We start from the raw sequence: 15,202 nt of genomic DNA on the forward strand, positions 1-15,202 counted from the left end.
GTCGGCCGCGCGCTCCCGGAGGTGCTAGCCGTAGCCGCCGTGCACGGGATTGTGGCTGCGCACCGCCATCACCAGCCCGAAGCCGGCCAGCAGCGAGACGGCCGACGTACCGCCATAGCTGATCAACGGCATCGGTACGCCCACCACCGGCAACAGACCCGAGATCATTCCGCCATTGACCAGCACGTAGACGAAGAACGCCAGGCCGGTGGCACCGGCCAGCAGCCGCGAATAGGAGTCGCGCGACTGGCTGGCAATCCACAGGCAGCGCCCGATCACCACCAGGTACAGCGCCAGCACGACGGCCACGCCGATCCAGCCGAATTCCTCGCTCAACACCGAGAATGCAAAGTCGGTGGTCTGCTCGGGAATGAAGTTCAGGTGCGACTGCGAGCCTTCGCCCCAGCCCTTGCCGTCGAACCCGCCGGAACCGATCGCGATCTTCGACTGGATGATGTTCCAGCCCGCGCCCAGCGCATCCATTTCCGGGTCGAGGAACATCATGATGCGGTCCTTCTGGTAGGGCCGCAGCAGCCAGAACCAGGCCAGCGGCGCAACCGCGGCCACGCCGCCCACGCCCAGCCCCACCCACCACCATGGCAACCCGGCCAGCAGCAGCACGAACACGCCGCTGGCGGCGATCAGCACGCCCGTGCCGAAGTCCGGCTGCAGCATCACCAGACCGGTCGGCACGCCGATGATGACCAGCGACACCAGCACCGTATTGATGCGTGGTGGCAAGAGCACCCGGTGGAGGTACCAGGCCACCATCATCGGCAGGCTCACCTTCAGCAGTTCAGCCGGCTGCAGGTAGAAGAACTTCAGGTCCAGCCACTGCCGGCCGTATTTGCCGGTACCGAGCACGAACACCGCCAGCAACGGGATCATCGAGATCGCGTAGATCATCGGCGTCGCCGAACGGATGCGCAGGATCGGTACCCGCGAGATGGCCCACAGCGCGGCCATGCCCACGGCGAAGCGGGCGCCCTGCGCCATTACCAGGCTGTCGCCGCCTGCACTCTTCAGCGTGGCCAGGCCGATCATCATCAGCGCGCCCAGGGCAAGGCACAGCACCCAGTCCAGCGTGCTGAAGAAGCGCCGCAGCATGTCCCCGGCCCATCGCAGGAAGGCCTTCATCGCGTCGCCTCCGCAGCCGCCGGTGGACGCGGCGCGGCAGGCAGTGCCGGTGCCGGCGCAGCGGGTGTTCCCGGCTGCGGCTGGGGCTGCGGGACCGCAGCGCCGATCAGCACCGGATGCTCACCGACCTGTGCGGCGGCAGCATCCCCCGCCTGGCGGGCGCCCACGTCCTCGTTGTCGAAAGCGGTCGCACCGATGGCGGTGGTGCCGCGTTCACTGTCCAGCGGCTGGATGCCATCGGGCATCTTGCCCAGCAGCCAGGCATCGAACACCTTGCGTGCGATCGGCGCAGCTGCCGAGCCGCCGTAACCGCCGCCTTCCACCGCGATCGCCAATGCGATCACCGGCTGATCAGCCGGCGCGAAGCCAACGAACAGCGCACGGTGGCGCAGGTGCATCGGCAGGCTCTTGGGATTCACCGCTGCCGTGCCACGGCGGCTGACCACCTGCGCGGTGCCGGTCTTGCCGGCCATCACGTACGGCGCCCCGACCGCCACCCGCCAGCCGCTGCCGCCGGGCTGCATGGTCGCCATCATGCCTTCGCGCACGGCCTGCACGTTGTTCGGATTGGGGCTGACCGGCTTGCTGTCGCGTGCCGGCACCCCGGTCCACTCGCTGTCGAACCCTTCGCGCTGCTGGATGACCAGGTGCGGCGTGCGCAGCTGCCCGCTGGCCAGACCGCTGACGCCCCGCGCCAGCTGCAGCGGGGTGACCTTCCAGTCGCCCTGGCCGATGCTGATGTTGACCGTATCGCCGGGGTACCACGCTTCCTTGCGGGTCTTCCGCTTGTACGCCGGTGACGGCAGGATGCCGCCGATCTCGCCGGTCAGGTCGATGCCGGTCGGCTGGCCGAAACCGTAATAGTCCATGTAATGGTCGAAACGCTCGATGCTCAGGTCCAGCGCCAGCCGGTAGTAATAGGTATTGACCGAATTTGAGATCGACTTGCGCAGGTCGGTCCAGCCATGGCCGCCACGGTTGGCATCGCCCCAGCCGCGGCTGGTGCCGGGCAGGTAGAACATGCCGGTGGACAGGATCTTGTCTTCCGGGCGGCGCACACCGGCGTCCAGACCGGCCAGTGCGATCAGCGGCTTGAGCGTCGAGCCGGGGGCCACGCCGCCCAGTACAAGGCGGTTGAACTGCGGGCGCGATGGATTGTCGTTCAACGCTTTGAAATCGGCGTGGGAGATGCCGTTGACGAACAGGTTCGGGTCGTACGACGGCAGGCTGACCATCGCCAGGACCTCGCCCGTGCGCGGGTCCATCGCGACCGCCGAGCCTTCCTGGTCGCCGAAGGCGGCAACCATCGCCCGCTGCAGGTCGGCGTCGATCGACAGGCGCAGGTCGACACCGGACTGCGCGGCAACGCGGCCGATGGTGCGGATCGCACGGCCCTGCACGTTGGTCTCCACCTGCTCGTAACCGACCTTGCCGCGCAGCTGCTGCTCGTAATAGCGCTCCAGGCCCGACTTGCCGATGTGGGTCAACGCGGCATTGCCCTCGCCAAGGATCTCCAGATCCTTGTCATCGACACGACCGACGTAGCCGATGATATGCGCGAACAGATCGCCGTACGGATAACGACGGGTCAGGTAGGGCTCCAGCTCGACACCCGGGAAGCGCCAGCGATCGACGGCGAAGCGTGCCATCTCATCGTCGGTCATGCGCAGCTTGAGCGTGACCGGCAGGAACTTCCGGCGCGCCTTGCGCGACTTGTTGAACGCCTCCAGCTCTTCCGGACTGATCTCGATGATCTTTGCCAGTCCTTCCAGCGTGGCATCCATGTCCTTGACCTTGTCCGGGGTCACGTCCAGGCGGAAAGCCGGCACGTTCTCGGCCAGCAGGCGGCCGTTGCGGTCGTAGATCATGCCGCGCCCCGGCACCACCGGCCGCGGCTTGATGCGGTTGGCTTCCGAACGGGTGGCGTAGATGTCGTGGTCCAGCACCTGCAGCTTGAAGTACCAGCCCCCCAGCCCAAGCAGGCAGACCAGCACCCCCAGGAAACCCAGCGCCGCACGACGGCGGAACTGCTCGGCTTCGGCGTGCGGGTTCTTGACCTGGCGGCGCGGAATCATGGCTCAACGCCCGCGTTTGCCGAAACGCACCGCGTCCAGCAGCACGAATACCAGCGGCCACAGGCCCATGCCCAGCAGCGGCGCCCACCAGTACGACCACGGCAGCGTCGGCTCATCCACCACGATGTGCACCAGCGCGCTGACGATGCGGTCGTTGAACAGCAGGCCACCAATGGCGAGCATCTGCTGGGACATCGGGAAGAAGCGGATGCGGGCGCGGAAGCGCTGCAGGATGAAGGCCAGCATCACCAGGCGCAGCGCTTGTTCACCCAGCACCCCGCCATACAGCAGGTCGGCGACAACGCCACTGGCGAATGCGATGCCGAGACCAACGCGCTCGGGCGTTTCGATCACCCAGTACGCCAGCACCAGCGCCAGCCAGTACGGGCGCAGCGGCTGCAGCAGAGCCGGCAACGGCAGCAGGCCCAGCAGCAGGGCCACCACCAGGCTGGCCGGCAGCACCCAGGGATTGTCGCGCAGGCGGCTCATCGCTGGACCTCTGCGGCGGCGGCCGGTCCGGTTGCCGGCTGCGGATCCGGGGCGGTCGAAGACGCCGGAGTGACGGCCGGCGCCGACGGCTGCCCTGCGCGGGTGTCTGCCGGTGCTGCTGACGGTGCTGCTGCCGGAAGTGCCGGGACCGGCACGGTAGCCGCATTGGCTGGCCCGCCCGGCGCGGTGTCCTCCAGCTGCAGGCGTACTTCCGGCGGGATGCGGATCGCTGCGCCCGGGCGCAGCAGCAGCACATCGCGGCCGCGGTCGAGCTGTGCGGCCGGCTTCAGCTCACCGACCAGGAAGGCATGGGTGTCATCCGGGCGCAGCGCGGTGATGGTGCCGACCGGGAAACCGGCCGGGAAACGGCCACCGAGACCGGAGGTGACGATCTCATCGCCCACTTCCACCCCGGCACTGAGCGGGATGTCGCGCAGTTCCAGCGTATCGCCGCGACCGTAGACGATCAGGCGGACACCGTTGCGGGCCACGGTCACCGGCACGGCATGGTCGGGGTCGGTCAGCAGCAGCACGGTGGAGGTGCCGCCGGTAACGCTGATCACCTGGCCCATCAGCCCACCGGCGTCGATCACCGCCTGGCCGACATGCACTCCCTCGCGGCTGCCTGCATCGAGTACCAGACGCTGTTTCACCGGATCCAGGTCGATATCGAGGATCGGCGCCAACTGCACGTCCAGTCCGCTGCGCTCGGCCACGTTCAACAGTTCGCGCAGCTGGGCATTGTCCAGCGCAGCGGTCTGCAGACGGGTCAGGCGGGCGTTGGCCAGCAGCAGCTGGTTGCGCAGCTCGCGGTTCTCGCTGACCAGCTGGCTGTGGCTGGCCGCGTTGTCCTTGACCTGGCTGCCCAGCTTGCCCGGCAGGCCTGCCAGGGCCCAGACCGGCTGCACCAGGGTGTTGGCCTGTTCACGCAGGCGCGCCAGCCAGCCGGCCTGGTCGTCGAGGACGATCAGGGTGATGGCCAGCGCGAGATAGGCCAGCAGCCGCAGCGGGCTGGCGGCATCACCGGATCGGGAAGCAACGGGAGGACCGGCGTAGGGCGGCACGGCAATGATTCAACTGGCAGAAGGCGGAGGGGAAACACGCGGACGCCCCGCCGGTGCCGGCCCGCCAACGCGACGGGCCGCACCCCGGAGGGGCGCTGCGGGCAGGAACGGCCGGGACGGCTTATTCCGGCGCAAAGAACTCGTTGCCGTGCATGTCGACCAGCTCCAGCGCACGACCACCGCCGCGGGCCACGCAGGTCAGCGGATCGTCGGCCACCTGCACGTGCAGGCCGGTCTCCTCGGAGATCAGGCGATCCAGGTCGCGCAGCAGGGCGCCACCACCGGTCAGCACGATGCCGCGCTCGGCGACGTCGGCGCACAGTTCCGGCGGCGTCTGCTCCAGGGCCAGCTTGACCGCGCTGACGATGCCCGACAGGGGTTCGTGCAGGGCTTCGAGCACTTCGTTGGAGCTGATCTTGATCATCTTCGGCACGCCCTCGGCGAGGTTGCGGCCGGAAATCTCCAGCTCCTGCACCTCTGCCTGCGGGTAGGCACAGCCCAGCTCCACCTTGATGCGCTCGGCCGTGGCTTCACCGATCAGCATGCCGTGGTTGCGGCGCACGTAGTTGGTGATCGACTCGTCGAAGCGGTCGCCACCGATGCGGACGGAGGCCGAATAGACGATGCCGTTGAGGGAGATGACCGCCACTTCGGTGGTGCCACCGCCGATATCGATGACCATCGAGCCACGGGCTTCGGTGACCGGCATGCCGGCGCCGATCGCAGCGGCCATCGGCTCTTCGATCAGGTACACGTCGCGGGCACCGGCTTCCTCGGCCGATTCCTTGATCGCACGACGCTCGACCTGGGTCGAGCCGGCCGGCACACAGACCAGCACGCGCGGACTCGGGCGCAGCACGCGGGACTTGTGCACCTTCTTGATGAAGTGCTTGAGCATCGCCTCGGTATAGGTGAAGTCGGCGATGACGCCATCCTTCATCGGGCGGATGGTGGTGATGTGGCCCGGGGTACGGCCCAGCATCTGCTTGGCCTCGGCACCGACGGCTGCCACCGAGCGGGTGCCACCGATGGCACGGTCCTGGCGCACGGCCACGACCGAAGGCTCATTCAGCACGATCCCCTGCCCGCGCACGTAGATGAGGGTGTTGGCCGTGCCCAGGTCGATGGACAGGTCATTGGAGAACATGCCACGGAGTTTCTTGAACATCTGAGGAAGGAGTCCTGAGGGGTGTCGTGCCCGCCGCGGGATGGCGAAAAAATGGGCAGAAATCGAGGCCGACAAGCCTAGCAACCCGCCTGCCGCCGAGCAAGGAAAAATCCAGCTGAACCCGCGTCTTCACAGGCTTTGGGCCTGATCCGGCATCACCCGCTTCTGGCCCTGAGCGGCACCAGCGGGTAACCTTTGCGCCGTCGGGCGCCCAAGGGCGCCGTTTGCTTGCCCGTCGAAGCGGGCAGGCCCACCCCAAAATTCACCGCATAGGCTTACATCGATGTCCGCTCTGATCTGTGGTTCTCTTGCCTTCGACACCATCATGGTGTTTCCGGACCAGTTCAAGAATCACATCCTGCCGGACAAGGTGCACATCCTGAACGTGTCGTTCCTGGTCCCGCGGATGCGCCGCGAGTTCGGCGGCTGCGCCGGCAACATCGCCTACAACCTGCATCTACTGGGCGGCCACCCGATCCCGATGGGCACGGTCGGCTCGGACTTCGGCCCGTACCGCGAGTACTTCGATGGCCTGGGCATCGACCTGTCGCGCGTGCGCGTGATCGATGAGCTGTTCACCCCGCAGGCCTTCATCACCACCGACCACGACAACAACCAGATCACCGCCTTCCACCCGGGCGCGATGATGCGCTCCTACGAGAACCACGTGCGTGGCGTGCCGGGCGTGACCCTGGGCCTGGTCGGCCCGGACGGCCGCGAAGGCATGATCCAGAACGCGCTGGAGTTCCACGAGGACGGCATCCCGTTCATCTTCGACCCGGGCCAGGCCATGCCGCTGTTCAACGGACCGGAGCTGCGCCAGTTCATCGAGCAGGCCGACTACGTGGTGGTCAACGACTACGAGTCGAACCTGCTGCAGGAACGCACCGGCTGGGACGAGAAGGAAATCGTCAGCCGCGTGCAGGCCTACATCACCACCCGCGGCCCGAAGGGCGCGGTCATCCACACGCCGGACAAGAGCTACGACATCCCGCCGGCGCACGAGCGCCGTGTGGTCGATCCAACCGGCTGCGGCGATGCCTTCCGCGCCGGCCTGATCTACGGCATCCAGAAAGGCTACGACTGGCTGACCATCGGCCGCATGGGCAACCTGATGGGCGCACTGAAGGTCGAGCACCCGGGCACCCAGAACCAGCGCTTCACCTTCGATGAGTTCAACGAGCAGTTCAAGCAGCAGTTTGGCTACGCGCTGAACGCGTAAGCCGAACTGCCCGCGCATCTGCTCGGTGGGTGTCGACCTGAGTCGACACTGCCGGCCAGCGGCCGGCACCACCGGAACTTCCGACCGACACGTTGCCTGCTGTCTGTAGAGCCGAGCCCATGCTCGGCCTGCGCGCGCCAGCGCGATCTGACCGCAGAGCAGCCGAGCGTGGGCTCGGCTCTACACGGTCATGCGCCCTGCCACGCTGCCAACAGGGCGCGGCAATCGGCGAAGTGCCAATCCGCGCGGCCCGGCCACGGGTTGTCAGGCAGGTTGACCAGCACGGTATGGGTGCCGGCGGCACGGCCGCAGTCCAGATCATAGGCGTGGTCACCCACCATCACCGCCTGCGCGGCGGCAATGCCCCAACGCCGCAGGTGCTGCTGCAGGCCATCCGGCGAGGGCTTGGGCACCGCTTCTTCGCGGCCGATGATGTCGGCATCGTCGAACAGTTCCCCGACCCCGATCGCCTCCAGCGTCAGCTTCGCCAGCGCATGGTCGTTGCGGGTCAGGATGCCCAGCCGGCAGCCAGCCGCCGCCAGCGCGCGCAGCAGCTTCACCGCGCCCGGTGCCGGCAACGCCTCCTCGGCCAGCCCGCGCTCGTGGTCCAGCAACCACTCACGCTTGGCCTGAGCCGATGCGTCAGGCAGCGCCGCGATATGGTCGAGGATGTCTTCCTCGGCGGCGATCTCCAATGCGCGGCGGATCGCGGCAAAATCATGCACGGCGACGGTCAGCGTGCCGTCCATGTCGAACACCCAGTGGCGGATCGCGGGCAGCGCGTGCGCGGCCGTGGCCGCGCCCGGCATCACTGCCACCACGACGGCATGCGGCTTGCGTCCACGCCCCCGGTCTCGAACACCGCCGTGCGGGTGCCGCCGGCCTTGACCGGGAACTCGATGCTGATCGACTTGCCCTTGCGCGCCAGCTTCCACAGCGCCTTCTGATCGGTGATGAACAGCGCAATCGCCTCATCGGTCTGCGGCCGCCAGGCGGCCATCGACACCGGCTTGCCGTCGTCCACGGTCACCTTCACCGTACACTGCGGGCAGCGGAAATCGCCGGCCTGCAGCACCAGGTAGGCGTGCCGCTTCCACTCCGGGTGATCGCGGAACACCAGCTGCACCGGCTTGGCGCCGCTGCCATCCACGTCCACCCGTTCCTTGCTGTAGATCTGCGCCGACACCTGGTTGCCCTTGTTGCCGACCGGTATCTGGTTGTACTGCCACAGCGCCTGCATGCGGCGCAGGTCGCGCGCGGCATCGCCCTTGGCCTTGACCTCTTCGAAGCCTGCGGCGATGCGCTCGGCGGCGGCCGTGTCCTTGTACTCATCCAGCAGCGCGGCGCCATGCAGTCGCGCGCGCTCCCAGTCCTGCGCGGCGACGGCCATGTCGTACTGCCTGGCCACGTCCTCGGCCTTGGCTTCCTTCTGCGCCTGAACGGCGGCCGCGGCGGCTTCCTGCGCCTTGCGCTCTTCTTCGGGATTGCTGCAGGCGGCCAGGGCCAGGGTGCAGGCGGTGAGCAGGATCAGTCGTTTCATGGCAGAGGTCCTTCGTGTTTTTCGCATGCTTGCAAAGTCGCGCATGGCTCGACTCTACAAAAAAAGCGCCGGGCAGTGCCCGGCGCTTGTTCTTACTTGGCTTCGGCCTTGGCCAGCATGTCCTGCACCGAGGCAGTGGTGATCGGATGGTAGCCCGGCTTGGCCTTCTCGAAGGCCTGCTTGGCCAGCTCCAGCCCCTTCGGCGTCTTCACCAGTTCGGCGTAGATCGGCAGGATCAGCTTGCGACGGCCGACACGCTCGATGAATGCCGCCGCGGCCTCATTGGCCGGCTCGTAGCCGCTGCGGATGGCCAGCGGATACCAGCGCATGGCGATCTCGCCATTCGGCGTGCCCGTGAAGTGGAAGGCCTTGTCCAGCGTGGCCAGCGTGTCCAGCGGCTGGGTCGTGCCCAGGCCGTCGATGAAGCGCACCCACTCCTGGGTGCTCCAGTCAGCGATGACCTGGCTGCTGGGCACGGTGCCGGCGCTGGTGAAGGCGATGCGCGCGGTATCGACGCTGCTGAAGTTGCGCGACTGCGCCTTGGCCGCGAACGCCGGGATGCCCGGCTCGTCCAGCCATGCCTTCAGTTCGGCTTCCGTCACTGCCGACGGGTTCTTCGGCAGCAGGTTCTTCTTCAGGTACTCGACGAACTGGTCGGTATTCGCGCTCTGGAAGGCGTGGTCATCGAACCAGCCGCGCAGGAACGGATCGAAGGTCTCGCGGCCGAAACGCTGTTCCAGGAACTCCAGGAACCAGGAACCCTTGACGTAGGCCACCTGGCTCAGGGCTTCATCGGGGTCACGCTCGTTCAGCGGCGGCAGCGCCAGCGCCTGGTCGGCGGGGCTCATGTCCTTCACTTCCGCCAGCAGATCGGTCTGGTCGATCTGCCGCTCCATTTCGGCCATCTCCTTGCCGTACAGCGCTTCGGTGATGCGGCCCTGGACGTAGGTGGTGAAGCCCTCGTTGAGCCAGATGTCCTTCCAGCTGGCGTTGGTCACCAGGTTGCCCGACCAGCTGTGCGCCAGTTCGTGGGCGACCAGCGAAACCAGCGATTTGTCGCCGACGATCACGGTCGGGGTGGCGAAGGTCAGGCGCGGGTTCTCCATGCCGCCGAACGGGAACGACGGCGGCAGCACCAGCATGTCGTAACGGCCCCAGCGGTACTCGCCGTACAGCTTCTCGGCGGCACCGATCATCTTCTCGGTGTCCTCGAATTCCTTGGCCGCCTTGCCGACCATGGTCGGTTCGGCCCAGACGCCGGAGCGGCCGGAGATCGGCTCGAACACCAGGTCGCCGGCGGCGATCGCCAGCAGGTAGGACGGGATCGGCTGCGGCATCTTGAAGGTGTAGTCACCATCACGCGCGGCCTTGGGGTCGTTGTCGGCGCTCATCAGCACCATGACGTCCGGGCGCGAGACCACGTGCGCGCTGTAGGTGAAGCGCACGCTCGGGGTGTCCTGCAGCGGCACCCAGGAACGGGCATGGATGGCCTGCGACTGGCTGAACATGAAGGGCAGCTTCTTGCCTTCGGTCATCGACGGCGCCAGCCACTGCAGGCCCGAGGCGGTCGGCGCGGTGTGGTAGGTCACCTCGACCTTGGCCGGCTGCTGCGGGGCCTCGATGGTCAGCTTGCTGCCGAACACCTTGTCGGCCGCCGCCAGCTCGAACTTCAGCGGGCTGCGCGCGCCGTCAGCGGCAACGGCTTCGACCTTGGACACGGTCAGCTCGCGGGTGTCGAGCACCAGCTGCGTGGCGTCCTTCTGCTTCCATTCCAGGGTGTAGGTCGCGGTACCGCCGATCTGCTTCTGGTCGAAGTCCAGCTTCAGGTCCAGCGCGATGTCCTTGATGACGACCTTGTCCGGCTCGGCGTACGAGCTTTCGTCGTGGCTGCGGTTCTCGGCGTTCACGGGAGCGGCGGGGGCCTTTTCGGCAGTCGGGGCGGCGGCGGGCGCGGCCGCCTCCTGGGAGCAGCCAGCGGCCAGGGCCACGGCCAACGGAAGGAGCATCAGCGGATTGCGCATGAATCGGGACCGTTACGGGGAGCAAACCCCAATGGTACCTCCCTCCGGCCCCGCAGGCGTTGCGCGGTGCGGGGTAAGGCGGCCAAGGCCGATCCTGCGGCGGCGCCCTGGGTAGGTGCCAACCTTGGTTGGCACGGATCCATCAACGCATGTGGCAGGCCCGTGCCGACCAAGGTCGGCACCTACCAGAGCGGATGACCGCAGCGGCCGAGTGCCAACCAAGGTTGGCACCCACCAAGAGCAAGGCTTACAGCTTGTAGCCGGAGTGGATCGACACGATGCCGCCGGTCAGGTTCTTGTAGTGGCAGCGCTCGAAACCGGCCTCGCCCATCATGGCCTTCAGCTCGTCCTGCGGCGGATGCTTGCGGATGCTCTCGGCCAGGTACTGGTAGCTGTCCGAATCATTGGCGAACAGCTTGCCCAGCTTCGGCAGGATCTTGAACGAGTGGAAGTCGTAGATCGGCTTGAACCAGTCGGCGGTGACCTCGGAGAACTCCAGCACACGCGCCTGGCCACCGACCTTGAGCACGCGGTACATCTCGCGCAGGCCGGCATCCTTGTCGGTCACGTTGCGCAGGCCGAAGGCGATGGTGACCAGGTCGAAGCTGTTGTCCGGGAACGGCAGGGCCTCGGCATTGCACTGGACGTAGTCCAGGCCCAGCACCAGGCCGCGGTTGGTGAGGCGATCACGGCCCACCGACAGCATGCCGGCATTGATGTCGCCCAGAACCACCGAACCTTCGGCGCCGACGCGCTCCTTCAGCAGGGCGGCAATGTCGCCAGTGCCCCCCGCGAGGTCAAGCACGCGGTCACCGGGCTTCACCTGCGCGGTCGCCACGTAGTAACGCTTCCACGCCCGGTGCACGCCCAGGCTCATCAGGTCGTTCATCAGGTCGTAGTTGCGCGCGACCGAGGTGAACACCTGCCCGACCAGCTTCTGCTTGTCCTTGGCGGCGACGTCGCGGAACCCGAAATGGGTGGTACCGGATTTGTAGGGGGATTCGCTCATGCCCCGATTATCGCACCGCCAGGGCCGCTGCGGGGGAACGGCGCCTTATCATGGCAGCCCATGACCTTCCGGAGCCCCGCATGATCACCACACCTGATTACCAGGCCCTGCTGCAGACCGCCATCGCCGAAGCCCGCCAGGGCCTGGCCGAGGGCGGCGTGCCGATCGGCGCGGCGCTGTACCACAACGACGGTCGCCTGCTCGGCTGCGGCCACAACCGCCGGGTGCAGGAAGGCGATCCCTCCGTGCACGGCGAGACCGACGCCTTCCGCAAGGCCGGGCGCCAGCGTCGCTACCGCGACACGATCATGGTGACCACCCTGGCCCCGTGCTGGTACTGCTCGGGACTGGTGCGCCAGTTCAACATCGGCACCGTGGTGGTCGGCGAGTCCCGCACGTTCCAGGGCGGCATCGACTGGCTGCGCGAAAACGGCGTCAATGTGATCGACCTCGACAGCCAGGAATGCGTCGACCTGCTCGGGAGCTTCATTGCGCAATATCCCGAGATCTGGAACGAAGACATCGGCGAATGAGTGCCGTGGACTGACCCCAGCCCGCGTTTAATGAATGCTTCATCCGCGGCAGGCCCTTGTGCAGTCAGCGTCTGCGGCGTTCGATGTGACGCGCTGCGCACTCCGTCGGCACGCATGCACACGCCGCGGTAACACCCCACCGCTCCGGCACGCCTACGGTGGGGTTACCGGGGCCCCCTACCCCGGCGGAGCCAGCCATGTGCGCGCACGCTGCAAGCCCCACGCCCAATCTGATCCTTGACGGAATCCGCGCCCGCCTGCGGGGCCAATATCGGTTGCATCGGCGCGGTGCCCTGTTCTGGACCGCTTATCAGAGCATGCAGCTGGAACTGGTGCGCGACCATCCACGCGACCACGTCCGCCTGTGCAACGCGATGGCGGACATCGCTGAAGACCTCGGCGTGGTCGAGCACGCCCAACTGATCGGCAATAGCAACGCTGTTTCCACATTGCGATGACACCGCTTCCACCGGTGATCAGGCAACACTGCGATTCCCCCCACTCCACGTCCACCTCAACCGATTGGATCGACATGCACACTGAAGTCCCTGCCATTCCCCCGGTCATCGACGTCGATGCGGAACTCGAGCACTGGCGCCGCCAGCATGCCGACGGTGCGCTGCCTCATAATTCGTTCGGTTCCTACGTACCCTGGATCAAGTTCGCCTGCGATTCGCTGATCACCCAGCCGCGCGCCAGCAACGAGCAGCGTGACGAGATGTTCCAGACCCAGTATGCGCTGCAGATCATGCCGCGGCTGAGCGAAGCACAGGCCCGCGAGTTCGTCGACCGCTGCTGGCAGCACGTCTACCAGGCCAGCCGCGTGCGCCTGCAGGACGCACCGCGGCTGCGCGCCTGAGCAGGCCTGCTGCACGCGGGCTGCACGGCCACGCGCCGATCATCACGTCACCCCAGCGGGACGACGACGATGAAAGCAAGAAACCTGTTCAATACCATCGCCAAGAAGGCCGCGGCCGCCACCGGCTCTCCGTGGACCTTTCTGGGTGCAGTAGCCATCGTGGTGGTGTGGGGCATCTCCGGCCCGGTGTTCGGTTTCAACGACACCTGGCAGCTGGTCATCAACACCGGCACCACCATCATCACCTTCCTGATGGTCTTCCTGATCCAGCACACGCAGAACGCCGATACGGCGGCGATGCAGATCAAGCTGGACGAACTGATCCGGGCCACCGCGGAAGCCAACAACGAGCTGCTGGATCTGGAAGAACTGGATGAACAGCGGCTGGAAGAGATCCGCGCCGAGTATGAGCGGATGGCACGCGAAGCCGGCGACGCCCTGGCCCGTGTGCGGGCCTGCCACACGGTGCGCCGTGATGACGAAGCGGTGTAGCCCTGACGCGACGACCTGCGAACGCCTGATCGAAGCGCCGCCGGGTATGACCCGGCGCTACCGGGATCTCACCGACAGGTGTGGCCTGCGTCAGACTTTGCGAATGTCTGACCGAAAAGCCGCCGGGTATGACCCGGCGCTACCGGAATCCACGCCGGGCCATGCCCGGCGCGTCCCGTCAGCTGCGTTCGTGCCAGCCGCCGCCCAGCACCTTGTACAGGGTGATGCGGTTGGCCTGCTGGGCCAGTTGCGCCTGCAGCCGCGTCTGCTGCGCGCTGTAGGCCGTACGACGCGCGTCGAGCAGGCTGACGAAGCTGTCCAGGCCGGCGTCATAGCGTGCCTGCGACAGCCGGTTGGCCTGCTCGGCCGCGTCGACCAGACGCTGCTGGGCGCTGACCTGCTCATCCAGGCTTACGTTCATCGCCAGCGCATCCGCCGCTTCGCGGAAGCCGTTCTGGATCGCCTTCTCGTACTGCGCCAATGCGATATCACGATCTGCATTGGCGATGTCGAGATTGGCACGCAAACGGCCGCCCTGGAAGATCGGCAGGGTGATCTTCGGCAGGAAGCTCCACACGCGCGTGCCGCTGTCGAAGAGGTTCGACAGTTCATTCGATCCGCTGCCGATGCTGCCTGTCAGCGAAATGCTCGGGAAGAACGCTGCGCGGGCAGCGCCGATGTTGGCGTTGGCGGCCAGCAACTGGTGTTCGGCCGCCATGATGTCCGGGCGCAGCAGCAGCACGTCGCTGGGCAGGCCGGCCGGTGGTGGGGCCAGTGCCAGCAACTGCGGCTCGATGCCATCCGGCAGCAGAGCCGGGTCGACCTGGCCACCGGCCAGCAGCGCCAGGGCATTGCGGTCCTGCGCGAGCTGGCCGCGCAGGCGTGCGGCATCGGTGCGCGCGGTTTCGACCAGGGTGCGGGTCTGGGTCAGTTCAAGTGCTGAACTGCCGCCACGTTCATGGCGTGCTTCTGCCAGGCGCAGCGAATCCTCATAGGTCTTCAGTGTCGCTTCGGCGATCTTCAGCTGCTGGCTGTCGGCGCCGTAGGTCAGCCACGCCGTTGCCGTCTCGGCCACCAGGCTCAGCTGTGCATTACGGCGGTTGGCGGCGATGGCGAAGTACTGCTGCAGGGCTGCCTCGCTGAGGTTGCGCACGCGGCCGAACAGGTCCAGCTCGAATTCGGCCACGCCGACGCCGGCAGTGAACTGCTCGGTGACTCCCGCATCCGTACCTGTGCGCTCCATCTGCCCGGTGATGGCCACACCCGGCACCCGGTCGGCGCGCTGCACCCGGTACTGGCCGCGTGCGCGCTCGACATTGAGCACGGCCACACGCAGGTCGCGGTTGTTGTCCAGCGCCTGGCCGATCACCTGCTGCAGGCGTGGATCGGTGAAGAAGTCACGCCAGCCCAGCGTGGCCACATCGGCAACCTGGCCCTGCGTGGCCTCTGCCGGCCACTGCGCAGGAATCGCCGGGGCAACGGCCGTGTCCTTCGGCGCGAGGGTGGAGCACCCGGCGACCGTGAGCACGGCGGCCAGGGATACAGCAAGAGAAGAGAATTTCATGGCGACACCTTGGGGGTCACGGTGGTAGC

Annotated in this window: 15 protein-coding genes; 5 read left to right on the forward strand and 10 right to left on the reverse strand. The window is 67.0% G+C overall.

Features of this window, described 5'->3' with window-relative positions; translation table 11 throughout:
* Positions 1-24: 24 nt before the first annotated feature.
* The 5 genes from rodA to N5J29_RS13490 form a co-directional block, all read right to left on the reverse strand.
* On the reverse strand, positions 25-1,137 hold the full coding sequence (gene rodA / locus N5J29_RS13470; protein ID WP_279924446.1) for a rod shape-determining protein RodA: 1,113 nt from the start codon (positions 1,135-1,137) through the stop codon (positions 25-27).
* Complete coding sequence (gene mrdA, locus N5J29_RS13475; protein ID WP_164150679.1) at positions 1,134-3,212, reverse strand: penicillin-binding protein 2; 2,079 nt, start codon at positions 3,210-3,212, stop codon at positions 1,134-1,136. The genes rodA and mrdA overlap by 4 nt, the downstream gene beginning before the upstream one ends.
* 3 nt (positions 3,213-3,215) lie before the next feature.
* Positions 3,216-3,701, reverse strand: a complete 486-nt coding sequence (mreD, locus tag N5J29_RS13480; RefSeq protein ID WP_053519639.1) for a rod shape-determining protein MreD — start codon at positions 3,699-3,701, stop codon at positions 3,216-3,218.
* Positions 3,698-4,765, reverse strand: a complete 1,068-nt coding sequence (mreC, locus tag N5J29_RS13485) for a rod shape-determining protein MreC (protein ID WP_164150677.1) — start codon at positions 4,763-4,765, stop codon at positions 3,698-3,700. Before mreC ends, mreD begins: the two co-directional genes overlap by 4 nt.
* A gap of 121 nt (positions 4,766-4,886) precedes the next feature.
* Positions 4,887-5,933 carry a rod shape-determining protein gene (locus N5J29_RS13490; protein WP_005411077.1) on the reverse strand — a complete coding sequence of 349 codons (1,047 nt, stop codon included), beginning with the start codon at positions 5,931-5,933 and terminating at the stop codon, positions 4,887-4,889.
* A 283-nt stretch (positions 5,934-6,216) separates the two neighbouring features.
* On the opposite strand from N5J29_RS13490, the gene N5J29_RS13495 reads away from it, so the two are divergent.
* Positions 6,217-7,155 carry a carbohydrate kinase family protein gene (locus N5J29_RS13495; RefSeq protein WP_128989981.1) on the forward strand — a complete coding sequence of 313 codons (939 nt, stop codon included), beginning with the start codon at positions 6,217-6,219 and terminating at the stop codon, positions 7,153-7,155.
* Between the two features lie 188 nt (positions 7,156-7,343).
* Here the strand turns inward: N5J29_RS13495 and N5J29_RS13500 are convergent, their stop codons facing one another.
* The 4 genes from N5J29_RS13500 to ubiE form a co-directional block, all read right to left on the reverse strand.
* A complete protein-coding gene (locus N5J29_RS13500; protein WP_164150710.1) occupies positions 7,344-7,964 on the reverse strand; it encodes an HAD family hydrolase in 621 nt (206 codons plus the stop codon).
* Positions 7,964-8,695 (reverse strand): hypothetical protein, encoded by a 732-nt coding sequence (locus N5J29_RS13505; protein ID WP_164150675.1) that lies wholly within the window; start codon positions 8,693-8,695, stop codon positions 7,964-7,966. The genes N5J29_RS13500 and N5J29_RS13505 overlap by 1 nt, the downstream gene beginning before the upstream one ends.
* A gap of 92 nt (positions 8,696-8,787) precedes the next feature.
* Positions 8,788-10,716, reverse strand: a complete 1,929-nt coding sequence (locus tag N5J29_RS13510) for a M1 family metallopeptidase (RefSeq protein ID WP_111186200.1) — start codon at positions 10,714-10,716, stop codon at positions 8,788-8,790.
* A gap of 247 nt (positions 10,717-10,963) precedes the next feature.
* The gene (gene ubiE, locus N5J29_RS13515; protein WP_053520441.1) at positions 10,964-11,725 is read right to left on the reverse strand and encodes a bifunctional demethylmenaquinone methyltransferase/2-methoxy-6-polyprenyl-1,4-benzoquinol methylase UbiE; all 762 of its coding nucleotides are present in this window, start codon (positions 11,723-11,725) and stop codon (positions 10,964-10,966) included.
* A gap of 80 nt (positions 11,726-11,805) precedes the next feature.
* Between ubiE and N5J29_RS13520 the strand changes: the two genes are divergently transcribed.
* From N5J29_RS13520 to N5J29_RS13535, 4 genes are all read left to right on the forward strand, one after another.
* Positions 11,806-12,258 (forward strand): nucleoside deaminase, encoded by a 453-nt coding sequence (locus N5J29_RS13520; RefSeq protein ID WP_197571616.1) that lies wholly within the window; start codon positions 11,806-11,808, stop codon positions 12,256-12,258.
* A gap of 197 nt (positions 12,259-12,455) precedes the next feature.
* Positions 12,456-12,716: a hypothetical protein gene (locus N5J29_RS13525; protein ID WP_164150671.1), complete on the forward strand. Its 261-nt coding sequence runs from the start codon at positions 12,456-12,458 to the stop codon at positions 12,714-12,716.
* A gap of 74 nt (positions 12,717-12,790) precedes the next feature.
* Entirely contained in the window at positions 12,791-13,117 is a 327-nt protein-coding gene (locus N5J29_RS13530; protein ID WP_065175172.1) for a hypothetical protein, read from the forward strand.
* Positions 13,118-13,186: 69 nt separating this feature from the next.
* Complete coding sequence (locus N5J29_RS13535) at positions 13,187-13,609, forward strand: low affinity iron permease family protein (protein WP_053520445.1); 423 nt, start codon at positions 13,187-13,189, stop codon at positions 13,607-13,609.
* A gap of 178 nt (positions 13,610-13,787) precedes the next feature.
* Here N5J29_RS13535 and smeF read toward each other — a convergent pair whose 3' ends face one another.
* On the reverse strand, positions 13,788-15,173 hold the full coding sequence (gene smeF, locus N5J29_RS13540) for a multidrug efflux RND transporter outer membrane subunit SmeF (RefSeq protein ID WP_164150669.1): 1,386 nt from the start codon (positions 15,171-15,173) through the stop codon (positions 13,788-13,790).
* Between the last annotated feature and the right edge of the window lie 29 nt (positions 15,174-15,202).

It is taken from the genome of Stenotrophomonas sp. GD03680, assembly GCF_029844625.1.
In the GTDB taxonomy this organism is placed as follows: Bacteria; Pseudomonadota; Gammaproteobacteria; order Xanthomonadales; family Xanthomonadaceae; genus Stenotrophomonas; species Stenotrophomonas maltophilia_P.

Coding starts and splice junctions, on each gene's coding strand:
- rodA (WP_279924446.1), bottom strand. CDS start 1,137: ATGAAGGCCTTCCTGCGATGGGCCGGGGACATGCTGCGGCGCTTCTTC.
- N5J29_RS13525 (WP_164150671.1), top strand. CDS start 12,456: ATGTGCGCGCACGCTGCAAGCCCCACGCCCAATCTGATCCTTGACGGA.
- N5J29_RS13490 (WP_005411077.1), bottom strand. CDS start 5,933: ATGTTCAAGAAACTCCGTGGCATGTTCTCCAATGACCTGTCCATCGAC.
- mreD (WP_053519639.1), bottom strand. CDS start 3,701: ATGAGCCGCCTGCGCGACAATCCCTGGGTGCTGCCGGCCAGCCTGGTG.
- N5J29_RS13500 (WP_164150710.1), bottom strand. CDS start 7,964: ATGCCGGGCGCGGCCACGGCCGCGCACGCGCTGCCCGCGATCCGCCAC.
- mrdA (WP_164150679.1), bottom strand. CDS start 3,212: ATGATTCCGCGCCGCCAGGTCAAGAACCCGCACGCCGAAGCCGAGCAG.
- ubiE (WP_053520441.1), bottom strand. CDS start 11,725: ATGAGCGAATCCCCCTACAAATCCGGTACCACCCATTTCGGGTTCCGC.
- smeF (WP_164150669.1), bottom strand. CDS start 15,173: ATGAAATTCTCTTCTCTTGCTGTATCCCTGGCCGCCGTGCTCACGGTC.
- N5J29_RS13505 (WP_164150675.1), bottom strand. CDS start 8,695: ATGAAACGACTGATCCTGCTCACCGCCTGCACCCTGGCCCTGGCCGCC.
- N5J29_RS13510 (WP_111186200.1), bottom strand. CDS start 10,716: ATGCGCAATCCGCTGATGCTCCTTCCGTTGGCCGTGGCCCTGGCCGCT.
- N5J29_RS13520 (WP_197571616.1), top strand. CDS start 11,806: ATGATCACCACACCTGATTACCAGGCCCTGCTGCAGACCGCCATCGCC.
- N5J29_RS13495 (WP_128989981.1), top strand. CDS start 6,217: ATGTCCGCTCTGATCTGTGGTTCTCTTGCCTTCGACACCATCATGGTG.
- N5J29_RS13530 (WP_065175172.1), top strand. CDS start 12,791: ATGCACACTGAAGTCCCTGCCATTCCCCCGGTCATCGACGTCGATGCG.
- N5J29_RS13535 (WP_053520445.1), top strand. CDS start 13,187: ATGAAAGCAAGAAACCTGTTCAATACCATCGCCAAGAAGGCCGCGGCC.